Consider the following 15837-nt stretch of genomic DNA (forward strand, 5'->3'; position numbering starts at 1 on the left):
GTGCCGGCGGGGCGGTGCTCTCCGGAGCCCGGAAGGGATCCGGCGTCGGGTAAGGCTCCGGTGCCGGGGCGGCCTCCGGTGCGGGGGAGGGTTCCGGAGCGGTGAAGGTATCGGGCGCCGTGAACGAATCCGGGGCGGGCACCGGCGCATCGGCCGGACCGGGGGAAGCGGGCGCGGACGATTCGGCGGAAGGCGCCGGCTCGTCGGCGGTACCCGCGTCGGCCGTGGCCTCGGAAGGAGACGGCGGCAGATCGGGAAGGCGCCGCAACGGCTGCTGCGGCGCCGGCCCCTCGTCGGGGCGTGAAGTGTCGGCGGGTGGATCCGGCAGCGGCGGTAGCAGCGGCGGTGGGGTGGGGGCCGGAGCGGCGGGTCCGGCCGCGCCGGCGGCCCACTCGTCCGCGCCGGTGGGCCGCGGCTCGGGCGCCGGCTGCGGCGGGATCGGATGGTGCGGGCGCAACCGGTCGAACTCCGGCGCCGGCTCGCCCGGCTGCTCCGGTGGATCGGTCGCCGGGGCACGGAAAGCATTCGGTGCCGCCGTGGGCGCCGGCGCGCCGTCCGGGCCCCACTGCGGTCCCGGGCCGGGTGCGGGCGGAGCCGGCACGTCGGGCCGGTCGGCGGGCGGATACGGCGCCGGCGTGCCCTGCTCGGCCTGCTGGGACGGGTCGGCGCCGGCATGGCGTGCCGATTCGGCGCCCTCCGGCCGGGGCGTGGCCCACTCGTGCCGGCCGGTCGCCTCGGCCCAATTGTTGCGCTGGGCGGGGCGGGGGCCGCTGTTGTTCGGGAGGAGCTCCCCGACGCGTTCCTCGAGTGACGGCTGGTCCTTGTTCTTGTTCCGGAACCAGCCCTTACCCTTTTTCTTGTCGCTCTCGGCGGCACGGTCCTCGCCGCGGCCGCGGCGGGCGAAGAAGCCGTCCGGTGGTTCGGGGGTTTCGGGAATGACCTCGTCCTGGGGCAGATTCTGGACCGGCGGGGGCTCGTAGTTGCGGAAATTCCCCTCGCCGACCCCGGTGACCTCGGTATCGGCCAGCCATGGCGGCAGCATGGGGAGGCCGTCGTTGCTGCGGCTCACCGGTCCCCTCCTGGAGTGGTCGACCTCGGACTGCGGCCAGTTTACGCGACAACCACCCTTGCACTCAGTGCCGGGGAGCCGGGTCCGGGGTGTGACGCGCCTCGCGGAGAGTACCCCTTTTTGCCCGATCACATCCCTACCGGTAAGCTGACCAGGCGGTGTATCAAAGCGCCGCCTGTTCGTGTGCGATCGGTTGTCGTGTTCGCCGTTGTACACGGTGTGCCGTTCCGGCGGTCGCACCGGTGTGCGCCGGCCGGTCCCGCGGGCAGTACCAGGGCAATCAGACCAGGTTGAGTGTAACCGGGATCGCGGAGGATATGGCGAAGAAAGACGGGGCCATCGAGGTCGAGGGGCGGGTTGTCGAGCCGTTGCCGAATGCGATGTTCCGGATCGAGCTCGAGAACGGGCACAAGGTCCTCGCGCATATCAGCGGCAAGATGCGTCAGCACTACATCCGCATCCTGCCGGAGGACCGGGTCGTCGTCGAGCTGTCGCCGTACGACCTGTCCCGCGGTCGGATCGTCTACCGCTACAAGTGAACGAGTGGGCCCCGGCTCGCTCCCCGAGATTTCCCCGGTCGTACCCGACCGGGGTCAACTGTGTCCACACCCGTAGGTGTGGGCCGCTACGAAAGATTGGACGGACGTGAAGGTTCAGCCGAGCGTCAAGAAGATCTGCGAGAAGTGCAAGGTGATCCGGCGTAACGGCCGGGTCATGGTGATCTGCGACAACCTGCGGCACAAGCAGCGGCAGGGCTGACACCGGGCCTGAGCACCGAACGCGGTTCGGACTGGCACGCAGAAGACCTCCCAGCTCCAGCCGCACACTGAGGATTTTTCCGGGGTGACCCGGAAGGTGTGCGTGCCTACCCCCGGAACGGAGGCCGGGGCCCCACCAGACGAGGGGACGGACAGGGAGCAGACCTCCGCAACAGTTAAGGAAACTGCCAGATGGCACGTCTCATGGGCGTCGACCTCCCGCGCGAGAAGCGCATGGAGATCGCACTGACCTACATCTACGGCGTCGGTCGTACCCGCTCCAAGGAGATCCTGGCCGCGACGGGCGTCAGCCCGGACCTGCGCTCGAAGGATCTCACCGACGAGCAGGTCACGCAGCTGCGTGACTACATCGAGGGCTCGTCCCTCAAGGTCGAAGGTGACCTGCGTCGTGAGGTCCAGGCCGATATCCGTCGCAAGATCGAGATCGGCTGCTACCAGGGCCTGCGTCACCGTCGTGGCCTCCCGGTCCACGGCCAGCGCACCAAGACCAACGCGCGCACCCGCAAGGGCCCGAAGCGCACCGTCGCCGGCAAGAAGAAGTAGGGGATAAGCGATGCCTCCGAAGTCCCGGGCCTCAGGCCCGAAGAAGAGCCAGAAGTCGCGCCGCAGGGAAAAGAAGAACGTCCCGCACGGTCACGCGCATATCAAGAGCACGTTCAACAACACGATCGTGTCCATCACCGATCCTTCCGGCAACGTCATCTCCTGGGCGTCGTCGGGTCATGTCGGGTTCAAGGGTTCGCGCAAGTCGACCCCGTTCGCCGCGCAGCTGGCCGCCGAGAACGCGGCCCGCAAGGCGCAGGAGAACGGTGTGAAGAAGGTCGACGTGTTCGTCAAGGGCCCGGGTTCGGGCCGCGAGACCGCGATCCGTTCGCTGCAGGCCGCCGGCCTGGAAGTGGGCACCATCTCCGATGTCACTCCGCAGCCGCACAACGGCTGCCGTCCGCCCAAGCGGCGTCGCGTCTAAGCGGGAAGGAAGGTAGAGCACAATGGCCCGTTACACCGGACCCATCACCCGCAAATCGCGTCGCCTGCGCGTCGACCTGGTAGGCGGTGACCAGGCTTTCGAGCGTCGCCCCTACCCGCCCGGCCAGCACGGCCGCGCGCGGATCAAGGAGAGCGAGTACCTGCTCCAGCTGCAGGAGAAGCAGAAGGCCCGCTTCTCCTACGGTGTCATGGAGCGGCAGTTCCGCCGGTACTACGAAGAGGCCAACCGCCTCAAGGGCAAGACCGGTGACAACCTGCTGCGTCTGCTGGAGACCCGGCTGGACAACGTCGTGTACCGCGCCGGTCTGGCCCGTACCCGCCGCCAGGCCCGCCAGCTTGTCAGCCACGGCCACTTCCTGGTGAACAACAAGAAGGTCAACGTTCCTTCTTTCCAGGTCACCCAGTACGACATCATCGATGTCAAGGAGAAGTCGCTGGCGACCCTGCCGTTCCAGGTGGCGCGGGAGACCGTCGGTGACCGTCCGGTCCCCGGCTGGCTCCAGGTCATCCCGGGCCGGCTCCGCATCCTGGTGCACTCGCTGCCGGAACGCGCGCAGATCGATGTGCCGCTGCAGGAACAGCTGATCGTCGAGTACTACTCGAAGTAACAGCTGCGCCGCTGGTGTGGGTCGCCGAACCGCGACGGCCCGCACAACCCCTAGACGAGGCGTCAAATAGCGGGCGCCCAAAACAGGAGGATTGATCCCATGCTGATTTCCCAGCGTCCGACCCTCACCGAAGAGGTCATCGCCGACAACCGGTCGAAGTTCACCATCGAACCGCTCGAGCCGGGCTTCGGGTACACCCTCGGTAACTCGCTGCGGCGCACCCTGCTGTCCTCGATCCCGGGGGCCGCGGTGACCAGCATCCGCATCGACGGCGTTCTGCACGAGTTCACCACCGTGCCCGGTGTGAAGGAGGATGTCACCGACATCATCCTGAACCTCAAGGGCCTGGTCGTGTCCTCCGAAGAGGACGAGCCGGTCACCATGTACCTGCGCAAGCAGGGCCCGGGGACCGTCACCGCCGATGACATCGTGCCGCCGTCGGGTGTGGTCGTGCACAACCCGGATATGCATATCGCCACCCTGAACGACAAGGGCAAGCTCGAGATCGAGCTGGTCGTCGAGCGTGGTCGCGGTTATGTCCCGGCGGTGCAGAACAAGGCGACCGGTGCGGAAATCGGCCGGATCCCGGTGGATTCGATCTACTCGCCGGTGCTCAAGGTGACCTACAAGGTCGAGGCCACCCGTGTCGAGCAGCGCACCGACTTCGACCGGCTCATCCTGGACGTGGAGACCAAGAACTCCATCAGCGCGCGGGACGCGCTCGCCTCGGCGGGCAAGACCCTGGTCGAACTGTTCGGCCTGGCCCGTGAGCTGAACGTCGAAGCCGAAGGTATCGAGATCGGCCCCTCCCCGGCCGAGGCGGATCACATCGCCTCCTTCGGGCTGCCGATCGAGGATCTGGACCTCACCGTCCGTTCCTACAACTGCCTGAAGCGCGAGGGTGTGCACACCGTCGGCGAGCTGGTGGCGCGGACCGAATCGGATCTGCTGGATATCCGCAACTTCGGCCAGAAGTCCATCGACGAGGTCAAGGTCAAGCTGCACACGCTGGGCCTTTCGCTCAAGGACAGCCCCGCGTCCTTCGACCCGTCCAGCGTGGTCGGCTACGACGCGAGCACCGGAACCTGGTCCGACAGCGGCACTTTCAGCGATAACGACGGCGGCGAGCAGGACTACGCCGAAACCGAACAGCTCTAGGCCGCCGGGGTAGGCGCCCCGAAACGGCCTTTACCAAGGAGAACCCACAATGCCCAAGCCCAAGAAGGGTGCTCGCTTCGGCGGGTCGGCGTCGCACCAGAAGGCGATCTTCGCCAATCTGGCCACGGCGCTCTTCGAGCACGGTCGGATCACGACCACCGAGGCCAAGGCCAAGGCGCTGCGCCCCTACGCCGAGAAACTGGTCACCAAGGCCAAGGCCGGCACCCTGGCCGACCGCCGCGAGGTGCTCCGGGTGATCCGGAACAAGGACGTCGTGCACGATCTCTTCGCCGAGATCGGTCCGTCGTTCGAGGGCCGCAACGGCGGCTACACCCGGATCATCAAGACCCTGCCGCGTAAGGGAGACAACGCCCCGATGGCGATCATCGAGCTGGTCCGGGAACAGACCGCGACCAACGAAGCCGATCGCGCCCGCCGGGTCGCCGCGTCGCAGAAGGCGGAGGAGAAGGCCCCCGAAGCCGAGACCGAAGCCGAAGCCGCCGAGGCTCCGGCCGAGGAAGCCGCGGCCGAGGACAAGGCCGCGGAGAAGGCCGACGACAAGGCGTAATTCGTCTGCCGGGGACGCGTGCGACGCGGGTTCCCGGTTCGTCGACGAGCCCGCCGCCCACTACGGGCGTGCGGGCTCGTCCCGTATCCGGAGGATGGTCTGGTGAGCGAACACGAGCCGGGATACGCGACGACCGGTTCGGTCCCGCGCGGTTCCGCCCCGCGGGCGGCCGGCGGGTCCGCCACGGTGGCCGGGTCCGCGAGCGGGTCGCGCGGGAAAACAGCGATCACGCCGGTACCGCCGCCGGAGGTCGCCCGGTTCCGCCTGGATATCTCCTACGACGGCACCGAGTTCGTCGGCTGGGCCCGCCAGCCCGGTCTGCGGACCGTGCAGGGTGTGCTGGAGGAATCGCTGGGGAAGGTGCTGCGTGAACCGGTGCAGTTGACGGTCGCCGGCCGCACCGACGCCGGGGTGCACGCCGAGGGGCAGGTCGCACATTTCGATACCGCGGCGGAGGTGGACGGGGACAAACTCGTGCACCGGATGGCCAAATTCCTGCCCAAGGATGTCCGGATCACCGGTGTCCGTGCCGTGCCCGCCGAATTCGACGCCCGCTTCTCGGCGGTCCGCCGCCACTACATCTACCGTCTCACCACGGCGCCCTATGGTGCCGACCCGCTGGCCGCGCGCAGCGTGGTGGGTTGTCGCCCGGTCGATGTATCGGCCATGCGCGCGGCGTCCCACGCACTGCTGGGTCTGCACGATTTCGCGGCCTTCTGCCGGCGCCGGGAGGGCGCGACGACCGTTCGCGAACTCCAACGGTACGACTGGGTACGGGACGGGGACCGGCTGGAGGCCTATGTCAGCGCCGACGCCTTCTGCTGGTCGATGGTGCGCAGCCTGGTCGGCGCGGTGCTCGCGGTGGGGGAGGGCCGCCGGACACCGGAGTGGGTCGCGGGGCTGTTGGCCGAGCGGAGCCGGTCGAGTTCGGTGACCGTGGCGCCGGCGCACGGGCTGAGCCTCGTCGCGGTCGACTACCCGGCGGAACCGGAGCTGGCCGCCCGCAACGCGCAGACCCGGGAGACGCGGTCGGTTCCTGCGGGAGACTGCTGTATCTGATCGCGCGTGCCGACCGTCGGGGCCGGGCAGAAGGCGTGTGTGTGCGGCACGCACACCGAGTAGGCCTCGCGGTCCGGGCCGAGCCGGACGACGGGTTAGGGTCGGGGCTGGAATAGGTTCCCTCGACGACAAGGTTGCGGTAGTTATGACGATCGATCTCGGAAGATACGGCGTATGGCGCTTCTACAAGCTGTTCACCCCGGAAGCGGCGGCGGAACTCGAGCGACTCGGCTATGGGGCCCTGTGGCTCGGCGGCTCGCCGAGCGCCGACCTCCCGGTGGTGGAGGACCTGCTGGCGTCCACCGAGAGCCTGAAGGTCGGCACGAGCATCGTCAACATCTGGACCGCGCCCGCCGCCGAAACCGCCGAATCCTTCCATCGGATCGAGCAGCGGTTCCCGGGCCGGTTCGTGCTCGGCATCGGCTGCGGTCACCCGGAGGCGAACCAGCCCTACCGTTCCCCCTACGAGGCACTGGTCGAATACCTCGACGAACTGGACGCGGCCCGGGTCCCGGTCTCCGGCCGGATGCTCGCCGCGCTCGGCCCGAAGGTGCTGAAGCTGGCGGCGGACCGTACCGCGGGCGCGCTGCCCTACCTCACGACTCCGGAGCACACCGCGCAGGCCCGCGAGATCGTCGGTGACGCGCTGCTGGTGCCCGAACAGAAGCTCGTCGTGGACACCGATCCCGACAGCGCCCGCGCCACCGGTCGCACCGTGGTCGAGATGTACCTCGGCCTGCGCAACTACACCACCAACCTGCGGCGTCTCGGCTTCACCGACGAGGACATCGCCACACCGGGCAGCGACCGCCTGCTCGACGCGCTCGCCGTGCACGGGTCGCCCGACCAGGTCGCGGCGCAGGTCCGCCGTCATATCGAGGCGGGCGCCGATCACCTCGCCCTCCAGGTTCTCGACCAGGACTACCTGGCCACGCTGCGCGCCCTGGCGCCACTGCTCGTCCAGCAGTCCTGACCCGGCGGGTGGGCCGCCCGAGCGGGGGCCCACCCGGCGTAGCGCTCAGGAACGAACCAGCCGGGCGATCGCGTCGGTGGCTTCCTTGATCTTGGCCTCGGCATCCGGACCGCCGGCGACGGCCGCGTCCACCACACAGTGGCTGATATGGTCCTCCAGCAACCCCATCGCGACCGCCTGCAGGGCCTTGGTCATCGCGGAGACCTGGGTGAGGATATCGATGCAGTATTTCTCCTCCTCCACCATCCGCTGCAGGCCGCGCGCCTGTCCTTCGATCCGGCGCAACCGCTTGAGGTAGTCGTCCTTGGCGGTGATGTAGCCGTGGTTCGCGTGATCGTGGGACGTGTGGCCGGTCCCCGTCTCGTCGGCGGATCCCGCCGTGGTGGGTGTGGAAGTCACCGATTGTCTCCTCTGCGCCGGTCGAGAGGACCGTTCATACCCCCCTAGGGTACATCTCCGGTCCGGGCTTGTCAGGTACGGGCCCTCGCCTGTGCGCCCATGCCGGCTACGCGGAACAATCGAGACCATGACTTCCCAGGATCGGCCCGCGCTGGCCGTCATCGGCGGTAGTGGATTCTACGATTTCTTCGACGGCGCCACGGACGCGGTCACGGTGAGAACCCCCTACGGCGACCCGAGCGCGCCGATCGCGGTGGGGGAGGTCGACGGCCGCCCGGTGGCTTTCCTCCCGCGGCACGGAGCACGGCACGAGTACTCCCCGCACACCGTGCCCTACCAGGCCAATATGTGGGCACTGCGCTCGATCGGCGTGCGCCGGATCTACGCCCCCTGCGCGGTCGGCAGTCTGCGGCCCGACTGGGGACCGGGCGCCGTGGTCATCCCCGATCAACTCGTCGACCGCACCTCCGGCCGCCCGCAGACCTATTTCGACGGTAACGGCATCCACGTCTCCTTCGCCGATCCCTACTGCGCCGACCTGCGCGCGACCGCGGTGAAATCCGCCGACAGCGCGGTGCACGTCCACCCGCACGGCACCATGGCCGTCATCCAGGGACCGCGCTTCTCCACCCGCGCCGAGAGCCGCTGGTTCGCCGCCCAGGGCTGGGACCTGGTCAATATGACCGGCTATCCGGAGGCAGTACTCGCCCGCGAACTGGAGATGTGTTACGCGGCGATCGCGCTGGTCACCGATCTGGACGCGGGGGTCACCGAGGGCGAAGGCGTCCGCGCGGCCGACGTGTTCGCCGAATTCGAACGCAATATCGGGCCGTTCAAGGAACTCGTCCACAGCGCGGTGGCCGCGGTCGCCGATACCGAGCCCTGCGAGCACTGCCGGGTCCACGCCGGGGTCGCGCTGCCCTTCGAACTGCCCTGAAACCATCCCGCGGCTCCGCGCGGCCGCGGGATAGTCTCGTCCGGTGGATACGCCCCTGCGACTAGAGGTGATCGTCGCCAGTGTCCGGCCCGGACGCTTCGCGCCCGTGGTCGCCGACTGGTTCCTGCGCACGGCCCGGGCCCGGCCCGAATTCGATATCGGCGTGCTCGACCTGCTGGACGTCCCGCTGCCGCTCGATCTCACCGAGACCCCGGAGACCGCACGATTCCGTGAAAGGCTCGCGGCCGCGGATGCTTTCGCCGTGGTGACCTCGGAGTACAACCACGGCTACCCGGCCTCGGTGAAAACCGCCTTCGACAGCGCGAAACACGAATGGCGGGCCAAACCGGTGGGTTTCGTGTCCTACGGCGGCCTCTCGGGTGGCTTGCGCGCGGTGGAACAACTCCGCCAGGTGGTGGCCGAGATCCATATGGTCTCGGTACGTGAATCGGTGAGCTTCCACCGGGCGCGCAAACAGTTCGACGCGGCGGGCGACACGGGCGACGGTGCCGCGATCGACGCGGCGGACCGGATGCTCACCCAACTCGCCTGGTGGGGTGGGGTGCTGCGTGGAGCGCGGGCCGTCGACCCTTATCCGGGCTGAGTTCTCGGCGGAGCCGGTGAGTACGGGGGACGGCCGTCGACCCTTGTGGGCCTCGTAAGGCTCGGCGCCGGGCGTCTGCCGCTACTCGCGGAGGTGAACGGATGGCAGGCCGGCCGGGAATACAGGCTCCGAGAACCCGGCGGCACGGTCGGGCGACCATCGGCGGATCGATGCGGGTCGACGGTGGGACGAGCGGGTGGTGCGACCGCAAGGCCGGTGTGGTGCCGGGACGTGTCAGCGGTGCTGAGGCTGGTGGGCCGCCGGGTGGCCCTGGGGCGCGGGCTGCCGGGTCCGGGGTTCGCCGATGTAGGTGTGCTCCCGGGGGATGGAGACCAGGTTCAGCGGGATCTGGGTGGTCGCGGTACGGACAACGACCCGGTTACCGATCGCGCCGGGTTGCTGGATCGACAGATCGGGTTTGGTGGCCGGCCAGCCCATCGGGTCGCCGGTCACATAGATCGTGGTGATACCGGCGTGCGGCGCGGGAGCCAGGACACCGTCGACCACGGTCGCGGTGAACATGGCATCGGACTGGTGCATTTCGACGGCCAGCATCAACCGTTCCGGATTGCCGATCGTCTCGATCAGCTGATACCAGGCCTGGGGGCGGTCGGTACGCACCAGGATCCGTTCACCGACGGCCAGCGCGCGGAACACCAGCTGCTGCGCGAGATACAGTTCGCCCGCCACGTACACCGACGAGATACCGGCGCCGACGAGCCGCAGTGCCACACCGTTGCCCTCGTCGTCCGACCCGATCAGCTGTCCACAGCCCGACGACGGCAGCGCCAGCGCGTCCAGCACATCGATCGGGTACTCGGCGGTGGGGACGACATCCTCGACATCGGGGATACCGATCGGCAGCTGCGCGAGCAGCCCGTCGCGGTGCCGGCCGTTCATCGAGACCATGCCCTTGGACGCGGTCTTCTCGGGGAGTTCCCGGAGAGTGGACCGCCAGGCCGCGCCGACGTGCACGGTATCGGCCGTACTGCCGGGACGCAGCCGGACGGTGACCGTGGTGCCCCGGGATTCGGCCACCCACAGCTGCGAAAGGATCTCCGAGCCCAGCTGTTTCGGATCGATCGCGGACCCGATGTTGACACTGTTGCCGAGTTCGGCGTACCGCCACCGGTGGGTCAGCTCGCGTGCGTCGGCCCCGTGCAGCACCTGCCGGACGGCCGCCCGGATCTCCGAGGCGGTCAGCACCCGCGAACCGCACCCCGCGTCTTCCAGCGTCCGCACGATGCGCTGGGTCGCGATGGTGACCGCGCGCGCCGCGCCCTCGTCGCCGCCGCCGCGCCGGTTCGCCGCTCCGGGGCAGTCGACCATATCGAACCCGATGGCCAGCCAGACCGTGCGATACGCGGTGGCGGGCAGTGGCCCCAACAGTGATTCGTAGATGGCGCCGGCCGGGGTACCGGAGCGGCTGCGGTGGCCGTGGCTGATGATGTCGATACCGCTGAGCAGGATGTCGTGCTGGGCGAGGCAGGTCGCCAGTTCCGCCATCGGCAGCAGATGGGAGGCGTGCACCGCGGTGCGGTCGATACGGGTGAGCCCGCCGCGCGGCGGCAGCACCTCGACGACCGCGACCACGCGGCTCTCGTCCCAGTACAGGCCCAGCGACCGGTCGTCGGGTCCGCGGAAATCGCTGCTGTCCCCGATCCGGTATTCACGGTGGGCCCGGTAGTTCCACCAGGTGCCGACCCAATCCAGCAGGACCCGGCGGCCGACCGGGACGAGCGGAATGCCTCCGACGACGACCGCGACTCCCAGCGCGATCCACGGGTTCACTCCGGTGATCAAGGTGACCGTGCCCGCGACGAGCGCGAATACCTGTGCGATGAGCAGATTGCGCATGGAGATACGCCCGAAAAGCAGGCTGCGCCTGCGCCCCACTGCGGCTGCAACGGCCATCAGAGTCCCCCAGGTACCCGGTGTCGGCCGATTATCGGCGGCCGAGCTGAACTACGTCCTCGCGAACTGTACTGTGTTCGGCGAGCACCAGCACAGTTCGGGGGAAGACGATGCCTTCAAAGCCCACAACCAGGTGGCAGATCAGCGGTTACAACTTCCTGGTCCGTCGGATGGAACATGCGCTGGTGCGGCGGGACGTGCGAATGCTCCACGATCCCATGCGTTCTCAGGTACGCGCCTATGTCGTGGGCCTGGTCCTGGCGGTGGTGGTCCTCGCCGGCTGTGGTGTGCTGGCTCTGCTCCGCCCGCAGGACAAGATCGACCAGAACAAAATCCTGATCGGCAAGGAATCCGGCGCCGTCTATGTGGTGATCAACGATGTGGTGCACCCCGCGTTGAACCTGGCGTCGGCCCGGCTGGCCGCGGGTGAGGCCCCGGCCGCGTCGATCGTGAAGGAAGCCGAGATCGGTAAGAAGGCCCGAGGTCCGCTGATCGGTATCCCCGGGGCACCCGGCTCGATCCACTTCGATTCCGCCGGTACCGGCCGCCAGTGGACGATCTGCGACGAGATGAAGATCGACGGCAGCCAGGACCGGACGACCTCGGTCCTGGCCGGCGACCTCGAGCTCGGCGCGAAAGCCGCAACGATGGGCGCGGACAAGGCGTTGCTGGTGCAGGGGGAAGACCACACCTATCTGGTCTACGACAAGAAACGCGCGCGCATAGATATGGCCGACCGCGCGGTCACCGACGCCCTGAAAATCACCGGTGCCACCCCACGTCCGGTGAGCGAGGGCCTGATCAACGCGATACCGGAAGTGCAGGCCATTGTCCGGCCCGATATCGCCGATGCCGGCGCCACTCCCACCGGGTTCGAGGTCAGCGGCCACCGTATCGGTGATGTCGTGCAGGTCGGCACCTCCGGGACCGAGTACCACGTCGTGCTCGCCGATGGGCTGCAGCCCATCTCGGCCCTCACCGGGGAGATCATTCGTAACTCCAACCCGCAGACTCCGGGTGACGACACCATCGACCAGCGCGAACGCACGGATGCTCCGGTTTCGGCGGCCCTGCGGGTGGGCGACTACCCGCGGACGGCCCCGGCCGTGCTCGAACCCAAGGACCATCCGGTGAGCTGCCTGTCGTGGAAACCGATCCCGGAGGCCGGTGAGAACACCGGCACCAAGGCCGAATTGCAGGTCCTGACAGGGGTCGGCCTGCCGATGTCGGACAGCGCGAAACTGGTGCCGCTCGCCCAGGCCGACGGGTCGGGCCAGAACGTCGACGCCGCCTACCTGGCGCCGGGTACCGGCGCCTACGTGCAGACCACCGGGATAGAACCGGACAGCAGCCGCAAGGACAGCATCTTCTACATTGCCGATACCGGTGTGCGGTACGGCATCAAGAACGCCGACGCCGCGAAGGCGCTGGGTATGCCGGAGAAGGCCGAGCCCGCGCCCTGGCCCATCGTCGGACTGCTGGCCTCCGGGCCGAGCCTGGGCCGGGAAGAAGCGCTGGTCGCACACGACGGGGTCGCGCCGGATCCGTCACCGGCCGCACAGCCGGTCGCCACGGGAAAGTGATCACCTGCCCGCGGGGGTGATATTGCCGCCGAGTGATCCGGGCCGCGGTAACACCGGCGGCCTGCGCGGATCCGCCACCTGACCGTCGAATCGGCCGCCCACGCAGACCGCCCGGGCATGCTGTTCCCCATGCCCGTCGCCCTGTTCCCCTGGGCCGGCGTCACCGGAACGTCGAACGCATCCTCCGGATGAGCTCGGGCCGGGGCGATCACCGCACCGGCGATATACCTGCCGCAGCGGCCGGCGTGAAGAGGTTCAGGCGTCGTCTTCGCCGACGCCGAAGCGGCGGCGGGTGGGGAACGAGGCGAGATAGCCGAGAACCAGGCCACCGCCGATGATCCCGCTGCCGATCAGCGCCACATTGCGGGCGGTATGGTCCGGTGGAGTGGGAGGCGCCGGGATCGCGAGCTGCTTGCTGATCGCCGGATTCGGCTGCTTGGGCCGTAGTTCGTCGGGCACCTCGTTGGTCAACGCGGCGATCGGGTCGATCGCGCCGTAGCCCACATACGGGTTCCAGCCCTCGGCCGGCGCGTGCGCGGTCGCCTGGATCCGTTTCATCACCTCGGCAGCGGACAATTCGGGAAAGCGGGAGCGCACCAGCGCGACCACGCCGGAGACATAGGGGGCCGCGAAACTGGTGCCGTTGATGGTCTGCTGGCCGCCCTGGGCATTGACCGTCCCGTTGATGACACCGCCACTGTGCACGTCGAGGGAGACGATGTTCTCACCCGGTGCGGCGACACTGAGCCAGGGGCCCGGGACGGTGAACTCCGAGGGGGCGCCGTTCGCGTCGATCGAGCCGACCGAGAGCACCAGATCGTCGTAGCGCGCGGGCGTCACGTTGACGGTCGCGTTGCTCCACGGGTCGGCCGCGGGGTCCAACGGGTCCTGGATGCCGGTGTTGCCCTTACAACTGTCGTTGTCGGTGTTACCGGCCGAGGCCACCACGACCACGTTCTTCTGGTGGACGGCGTAGTCGAGCGCGGCACCGAGCGAGGCATCGGAGATCGGGCCGGCACTGCACGCGACCTCGGAGATATTGATGACGGTGGCGCCCATATCGGCGGCCCGGCGGACGGCCTGCGCCATGGTGGCGACATTGCCGTAGCCCTCTTTGGAGAGGTCTTCCGGCGTTTTGGTGGCATTGCTGCCCGCTTTGACGTACTTGTCGCTCGTCTGGCGGATCGTGAGAATCGTCGCCGCCGGCGCCACTCCGGAGAAGCCCTCCCCGGGAGCCCGGCTCGCTCCGATGATGCCGGCCACGATGGTCCCGTGCGCGTCGCAATCCTCGGTGCCGTCACCACTGTTGGCCACGAAGTCGCCGCCGGCGCGTAGCCCGGGCAGCCTGGGGTGGCGGGCGACGCCCGTATCGATCACCGCGACGACCTGCCCGGCTCCTTCGGAGAACTGCCACGCTCGCGGCAGGTCGAGGGCGGCCTGCGCGGGTGGCACGGTCGGGCCGTCGCCGCCGGAAACGGTGCTGTTGCAGGCGGTATTCGCCTTGCGCTCGGTGGCCTGCGAGGGTTTCGCCGGATCACCGGCCGGTAGTTGACCGGGATCGACGGGTGCGGGCCGGTCGGCATACGCCACCGGAGACCCGAGTCCGAGCGTCGCGCTCACCCCGAGCACCGCGGCCACCGCCGCGGCGCGGACCCCCCGGTTCACAGCCCGCGGACGAGGGAGTAGAGGTCGGTCACCCAGAACACGAGCGGCAGCACCGCGGCCACGAAGCCGTATTCGATCAGTTCCGCGGCCCGCCGCATGGGCGGAGTGGCCGTCTGGTTGGGGACGATGATGCCGAGGACGAGCGCGGCGATCAGCATGACCAAGGCGACCCCGAACGCGGCCAGCGGCAGATCGGCCACGAACGCCATCCCCACCAGCATGGCCAGCAGGATGGCCGCGCCGCCCGCGATCAGGATCACGGCCTGTTCGGCGCCGGCGTAGGTGCGGCTGCGGAACATCAGGACCGCCGCGCACACCAGCGCGAGCGCGATGCCCTGCCAGAAGAACCCGCCACCGGCGGGATCGGTCGCCACCAGTGTGCCGACCACCGTGACCAGCGTGGTCGCCGAGACCAGCCCGCTCAGATAGGTCCGCGCCCGAGCCGATTTCGCGTGCAGGGCGCCGAGAGTGGGCAGCGCCCGGTGATCGTCGGGATCGTCTTCGGTCGGATCGATCGGGGTACCGGGAGAGGGCACCGGCGGCAGCGGCAGTTTCGCCAGCATCATGGAGATCCGCGGGGCCAGCGACAGCGCGGCGAGGCCCAGGGCCGCGACCACCGCGCCGACGGCCTTCATCGGCTGCTCGGTGAGCAGGCCGACCAGCGCGGAGGGCACCGCGAACAGCGCTACCGTGCCCGCCCCGATGAACAGCCCCAGTCCCACACCGGTGACCCGCCAGGCCAGAATCGCAGTGGCTCCGAGCAGTGTGGAACCGAGCAGCATATGGGACCAGTCGTAGTGATCCGGCACGATCAGCATGCCGCCGGTGAACGCCGGCGGCAGTGCGCAGCCGCCGAGTACCAGCGAGGTCTTCGGATCGCCGTAGACCCGGCTGAGGATCATCGCCGCGACCACCAGCAGCACCGCCACACCCAGCGCGATCGTTCCGGTGATCCAGCCGGGCATCGCGTCCGGCGACGCCAGCAGTGCGGTGCTACCCGCCAGCATGGTGAGCACCGCCAGCACCGATCCGGTGATCCGCGCGGTATTCGGATTCCAGCCGCGGAAATGTTCGGAGTCGGCGACGGCGACGTTGTACATGATGTCGTCGAAGAGCGGGGTCGGCGCGGTGTGGGCCGAATTCTCCAGCATCAGCAGTTCGCCGTCACGCACACCCTGTTCGCCGAGGCTGAGTGAATTCGACAGGGGTGGCTGGCCGATCCGGGCCAGTACCCAGTCCGCGGGTTCGTAGCGTTCGCCCTGGTTGTCGAAGTCGTTGGTTCTGCTGTGCGCGGCGATCATATCGACCACACTCGGGATCACCAGTGCGACCGGAACATCGACCGGAATGGCCATATCGACCTGGGTGTGTTTGGCCAGAATGGTGACCCTGGTGAGATCCGGTGCGCGGACTATCCCCCGCGAGGAATCTTCCTCCATATGGTCCAGTCGCGCATGCGTCACGCTTCCCCCAAGTTGGTTCGCTACCCTGCTCGTTTTCCGCATTCTCCCAGGAGATCGCGGGTTGCGTGCCC

At 68.7% G+C, this 15837-nt stretch carries 16 protein-coding genes and 1 pseudogene; 12 read left to right on the top strand and 5 right to left on the bottom strand.

Annotated features, from left to right (window positions below):
- A pseudogene (locus tag ACLML9_RS10215) lies at positions 1-1069 on the bottom strand (hypothetical protein); the annotation flags it as partial.
- A gap of 317 nt (positions 1070-1386) precedes the next feature.
- On the opposite strand from ACLML9_RS10215, the gene infA reads away from it, so the two are divergent.
- From infA to ACLML9_RS10260, 9 genes are all read left to right on the top strand, one after another.
- Positions 1387-1608 carry a translation initiation factor IF-1 gene (infA, locus tag ACLML9_RS10220; RefSeq protein WP_003418601.1) on the top strand — a complete coding sequence of 74 codons (222 nt, stop codon included), beginning with the start codon at positions 1387-1389 and terminating at the stop codon, positions 1606-1608.
- Between the two features lie 106 nt (positions 1609-1714).
- Positions 1715-1828 (top strand): 50S ribosomal protein L36, encoded by a 114-nt coding sequence (gene rpmJ / locus ACLML9_RS10225; protein WP_025347279.1) that lies wholly within the window; start codon positions 1715-1717, stop codon positions 1826-1828.
- 191 nt (positions 1829-2019) lie between these two features.
- Positions 2020-2391: a 30S ribosomal protein S13 gene (gene rpsM, locus ACLML9_RS10230; protein ID WP_030522614.1), complete on the top strand. Its 372-nt coding sequence runs from the start codon at positions 2020-2022 to the stop codon at positions 2389-2391.
- Positions 2392-2401: 10 nt separating this feature from the next.
- Complete coding sequence (gene rpsK, locus ACLML9_RS10235; protein ID WP_030522613.1) at positions 2402-2815, top strand: 30S ribosomal protein S11; 414 nt, start codon at positions 2402-2404, stop codon at positions 2813-2815.
- A 22-nt stretch (positions 2816-2837) separates the two neighbouring features.
- On the top strand, positions 2838-3443 hold the full coding sequence (gene rpsD / locus ACLML9_RS10240; protein ID WP_030522612.1) for a 30S ribosomal protein S4: 606 nt from the start codon (positions 2838-2840) through the stop codon (positions 3441-3443).
- Between the two features lie 99 nt (positions 3444-3542).
- Positions 3543-4601, top strand: coding sequence for a DNA-directed RNA polymerase subunit alpha (locus ACLML9_RS10245; protein ID WP_411945282.1), 1059 nt, complete (start codon positions 3543-3545; stop codon positions 4599-4601).
- 49 nt (positions 4602-4650) lie between these two features.
- On the top strand, positions 4651-5169 hold the full coding sequence (rplQ, locus tag ACLML9_RS10250) for a 50S ribosomal protein L17 (protein WP_411945283.1): 519 nt from the start codon (positions 4651-4653) through the stop codon (positions 5167-5169).
- 225 nt (positions 5170-5394) lie between these two features.
- A complete protein-coding gene (truA, locus tag ACLML9_RS10255; RefSeq protein ID WP_411945307.1) occupies positions 5395-6228 on the top strand; it encodes a tRNA pseudouridine(38-40) synthase TruA in 834 nt (277 codons plus the stop codon).
- 145 nt (positions 6229-6373) lie between these two features.
- Positions 6374-7201, top strand: a complete 828-nt coding sequence (locus ACLML9_RS10260) for an LLM class F420-dependent oxidoreductase (protein ID WP_411945284.1) — start codon at positions 6374-6376, stop codon at positions 7199-7201.
- A 45-nt stretch (positions 7202-7246) separates the two neighbouring features.
- Here the strand turns inward: ACLML9_RS10260 and ACLML9_RS10265 are convergent, their stop codons facing one another.
- Positions 7247-7600 (bottom strand): metal-sensitive transcriptional regulator, encoded by a 354-nt coding sequence (locus ACLML9_RS10265; RefSeq protein ID WP_030522607.1) that lies wholly within the window; start codon positions 7598-7600, stop codon positions 7247-7249.
- Positions 7601-7727: 127 nt separating this feature from the next.
- On the opposite strand from ACLML9_RS10265, the gene ACLML9_RS10270 reads away from it, so the two are divergent.
- Together ACLML9_RS10270 and ACLML9_RS10275 are read left to right on the top strand one after the other, a co-directional pair.
- Complete coding sequence (locus ACLML9_RS10270; RefSeq protein ID WP_411945285.1) at positions 7728-8537, top strand: S-methyl-5'-thioadenosine phosphorylase; 810 nt, start codon at positions 7728-7730, stop codon at positions 8535-8537.
- Positions 8538-8580: 43 nt separating this feature from the next.
- Positions 8581-9141 (top strand): NADPH-dependent FMN reductase, encoded by a 561-nt coding sequence (locus tag ACLML9_RS10275; protein WP_411945286.1) that lies wholly within the window; start codon positions 8581-8583, stop codon positions 9139-9141.
- Positions 9142-9375: 234 nt separating this feature from the next.
- Here the strand turns inward: ACLML9_RS10275 and eccE are convergent, their stop codons facing one another.
- On the bottom strand, positions 9376-11055 hold the full coding sequence (gene eccE / locus ACLML9_RS10280; RefSeq protein WP_411945287.1) for a type VII secretion protein EccE: 1680 nt from the start codon (positions 11053-11055) through the stop codon (positions 9376-9378).
- A 110-nt stretch (positions 11056-11165) separates the two neighbouring features.
- Here eccE and eccB point away from each other — a divergent pair, with 110 nt between their 5' ends.
- Positions 11166-12638, top strand: a complete 1473-nt coding sequence (eccB, locus tag ACLML9_RS10285) for a type VII secretion protein EccB (RefSeq protein ID WP_411945288.1) — start codon at positions 11166-11168, stop codon at positions 12636-12638.
- A gap of 255 nt (positions 12639-12893) precedes the next feature.
- Here the strand turns inward: eccB and mycP are convergent, their stop codons facing one another.
- Both mycP and eccD read right to left on the bottom strand, forming a co-directional pair.
- A complete protein-coding gene (gene mycP / locus ACLML9_RS10290; RefSeq protein ID WP_411945289.1) occupies positions 12894-14303 on the bottom strand; it encodes a type VII secretion-associated serine protease mycosin in 1410 nt (469 codons plus the stop codon).
- Positions 14300-15766, bottom strand: a complete 1467-nt coding sequence (eccD, locus tag ACLML9_RS10295; RefSeq protein ID WP_411945290.1) for a type VII secretion integral membrane protein EccD — start codon at positions 15764-15766, stop codon at positions 14300-14302. The genes mycP and eccD overlap by 4 nt, the downstream gene beginning before the upstream one ends.
- Between the last annotated feature and the right edge of the window lie 71 nt (positions 15767-15837).

This window comes from Nocardia sp. NPDC002869 (assembly GCF_046764065.1).
Lineage (GTDB): Bacteria > Actinomycetota > Actinomycetes > Mycobacteriales > Mycobacteriaceae > Nocardia > Nocardia rhamnosiphila.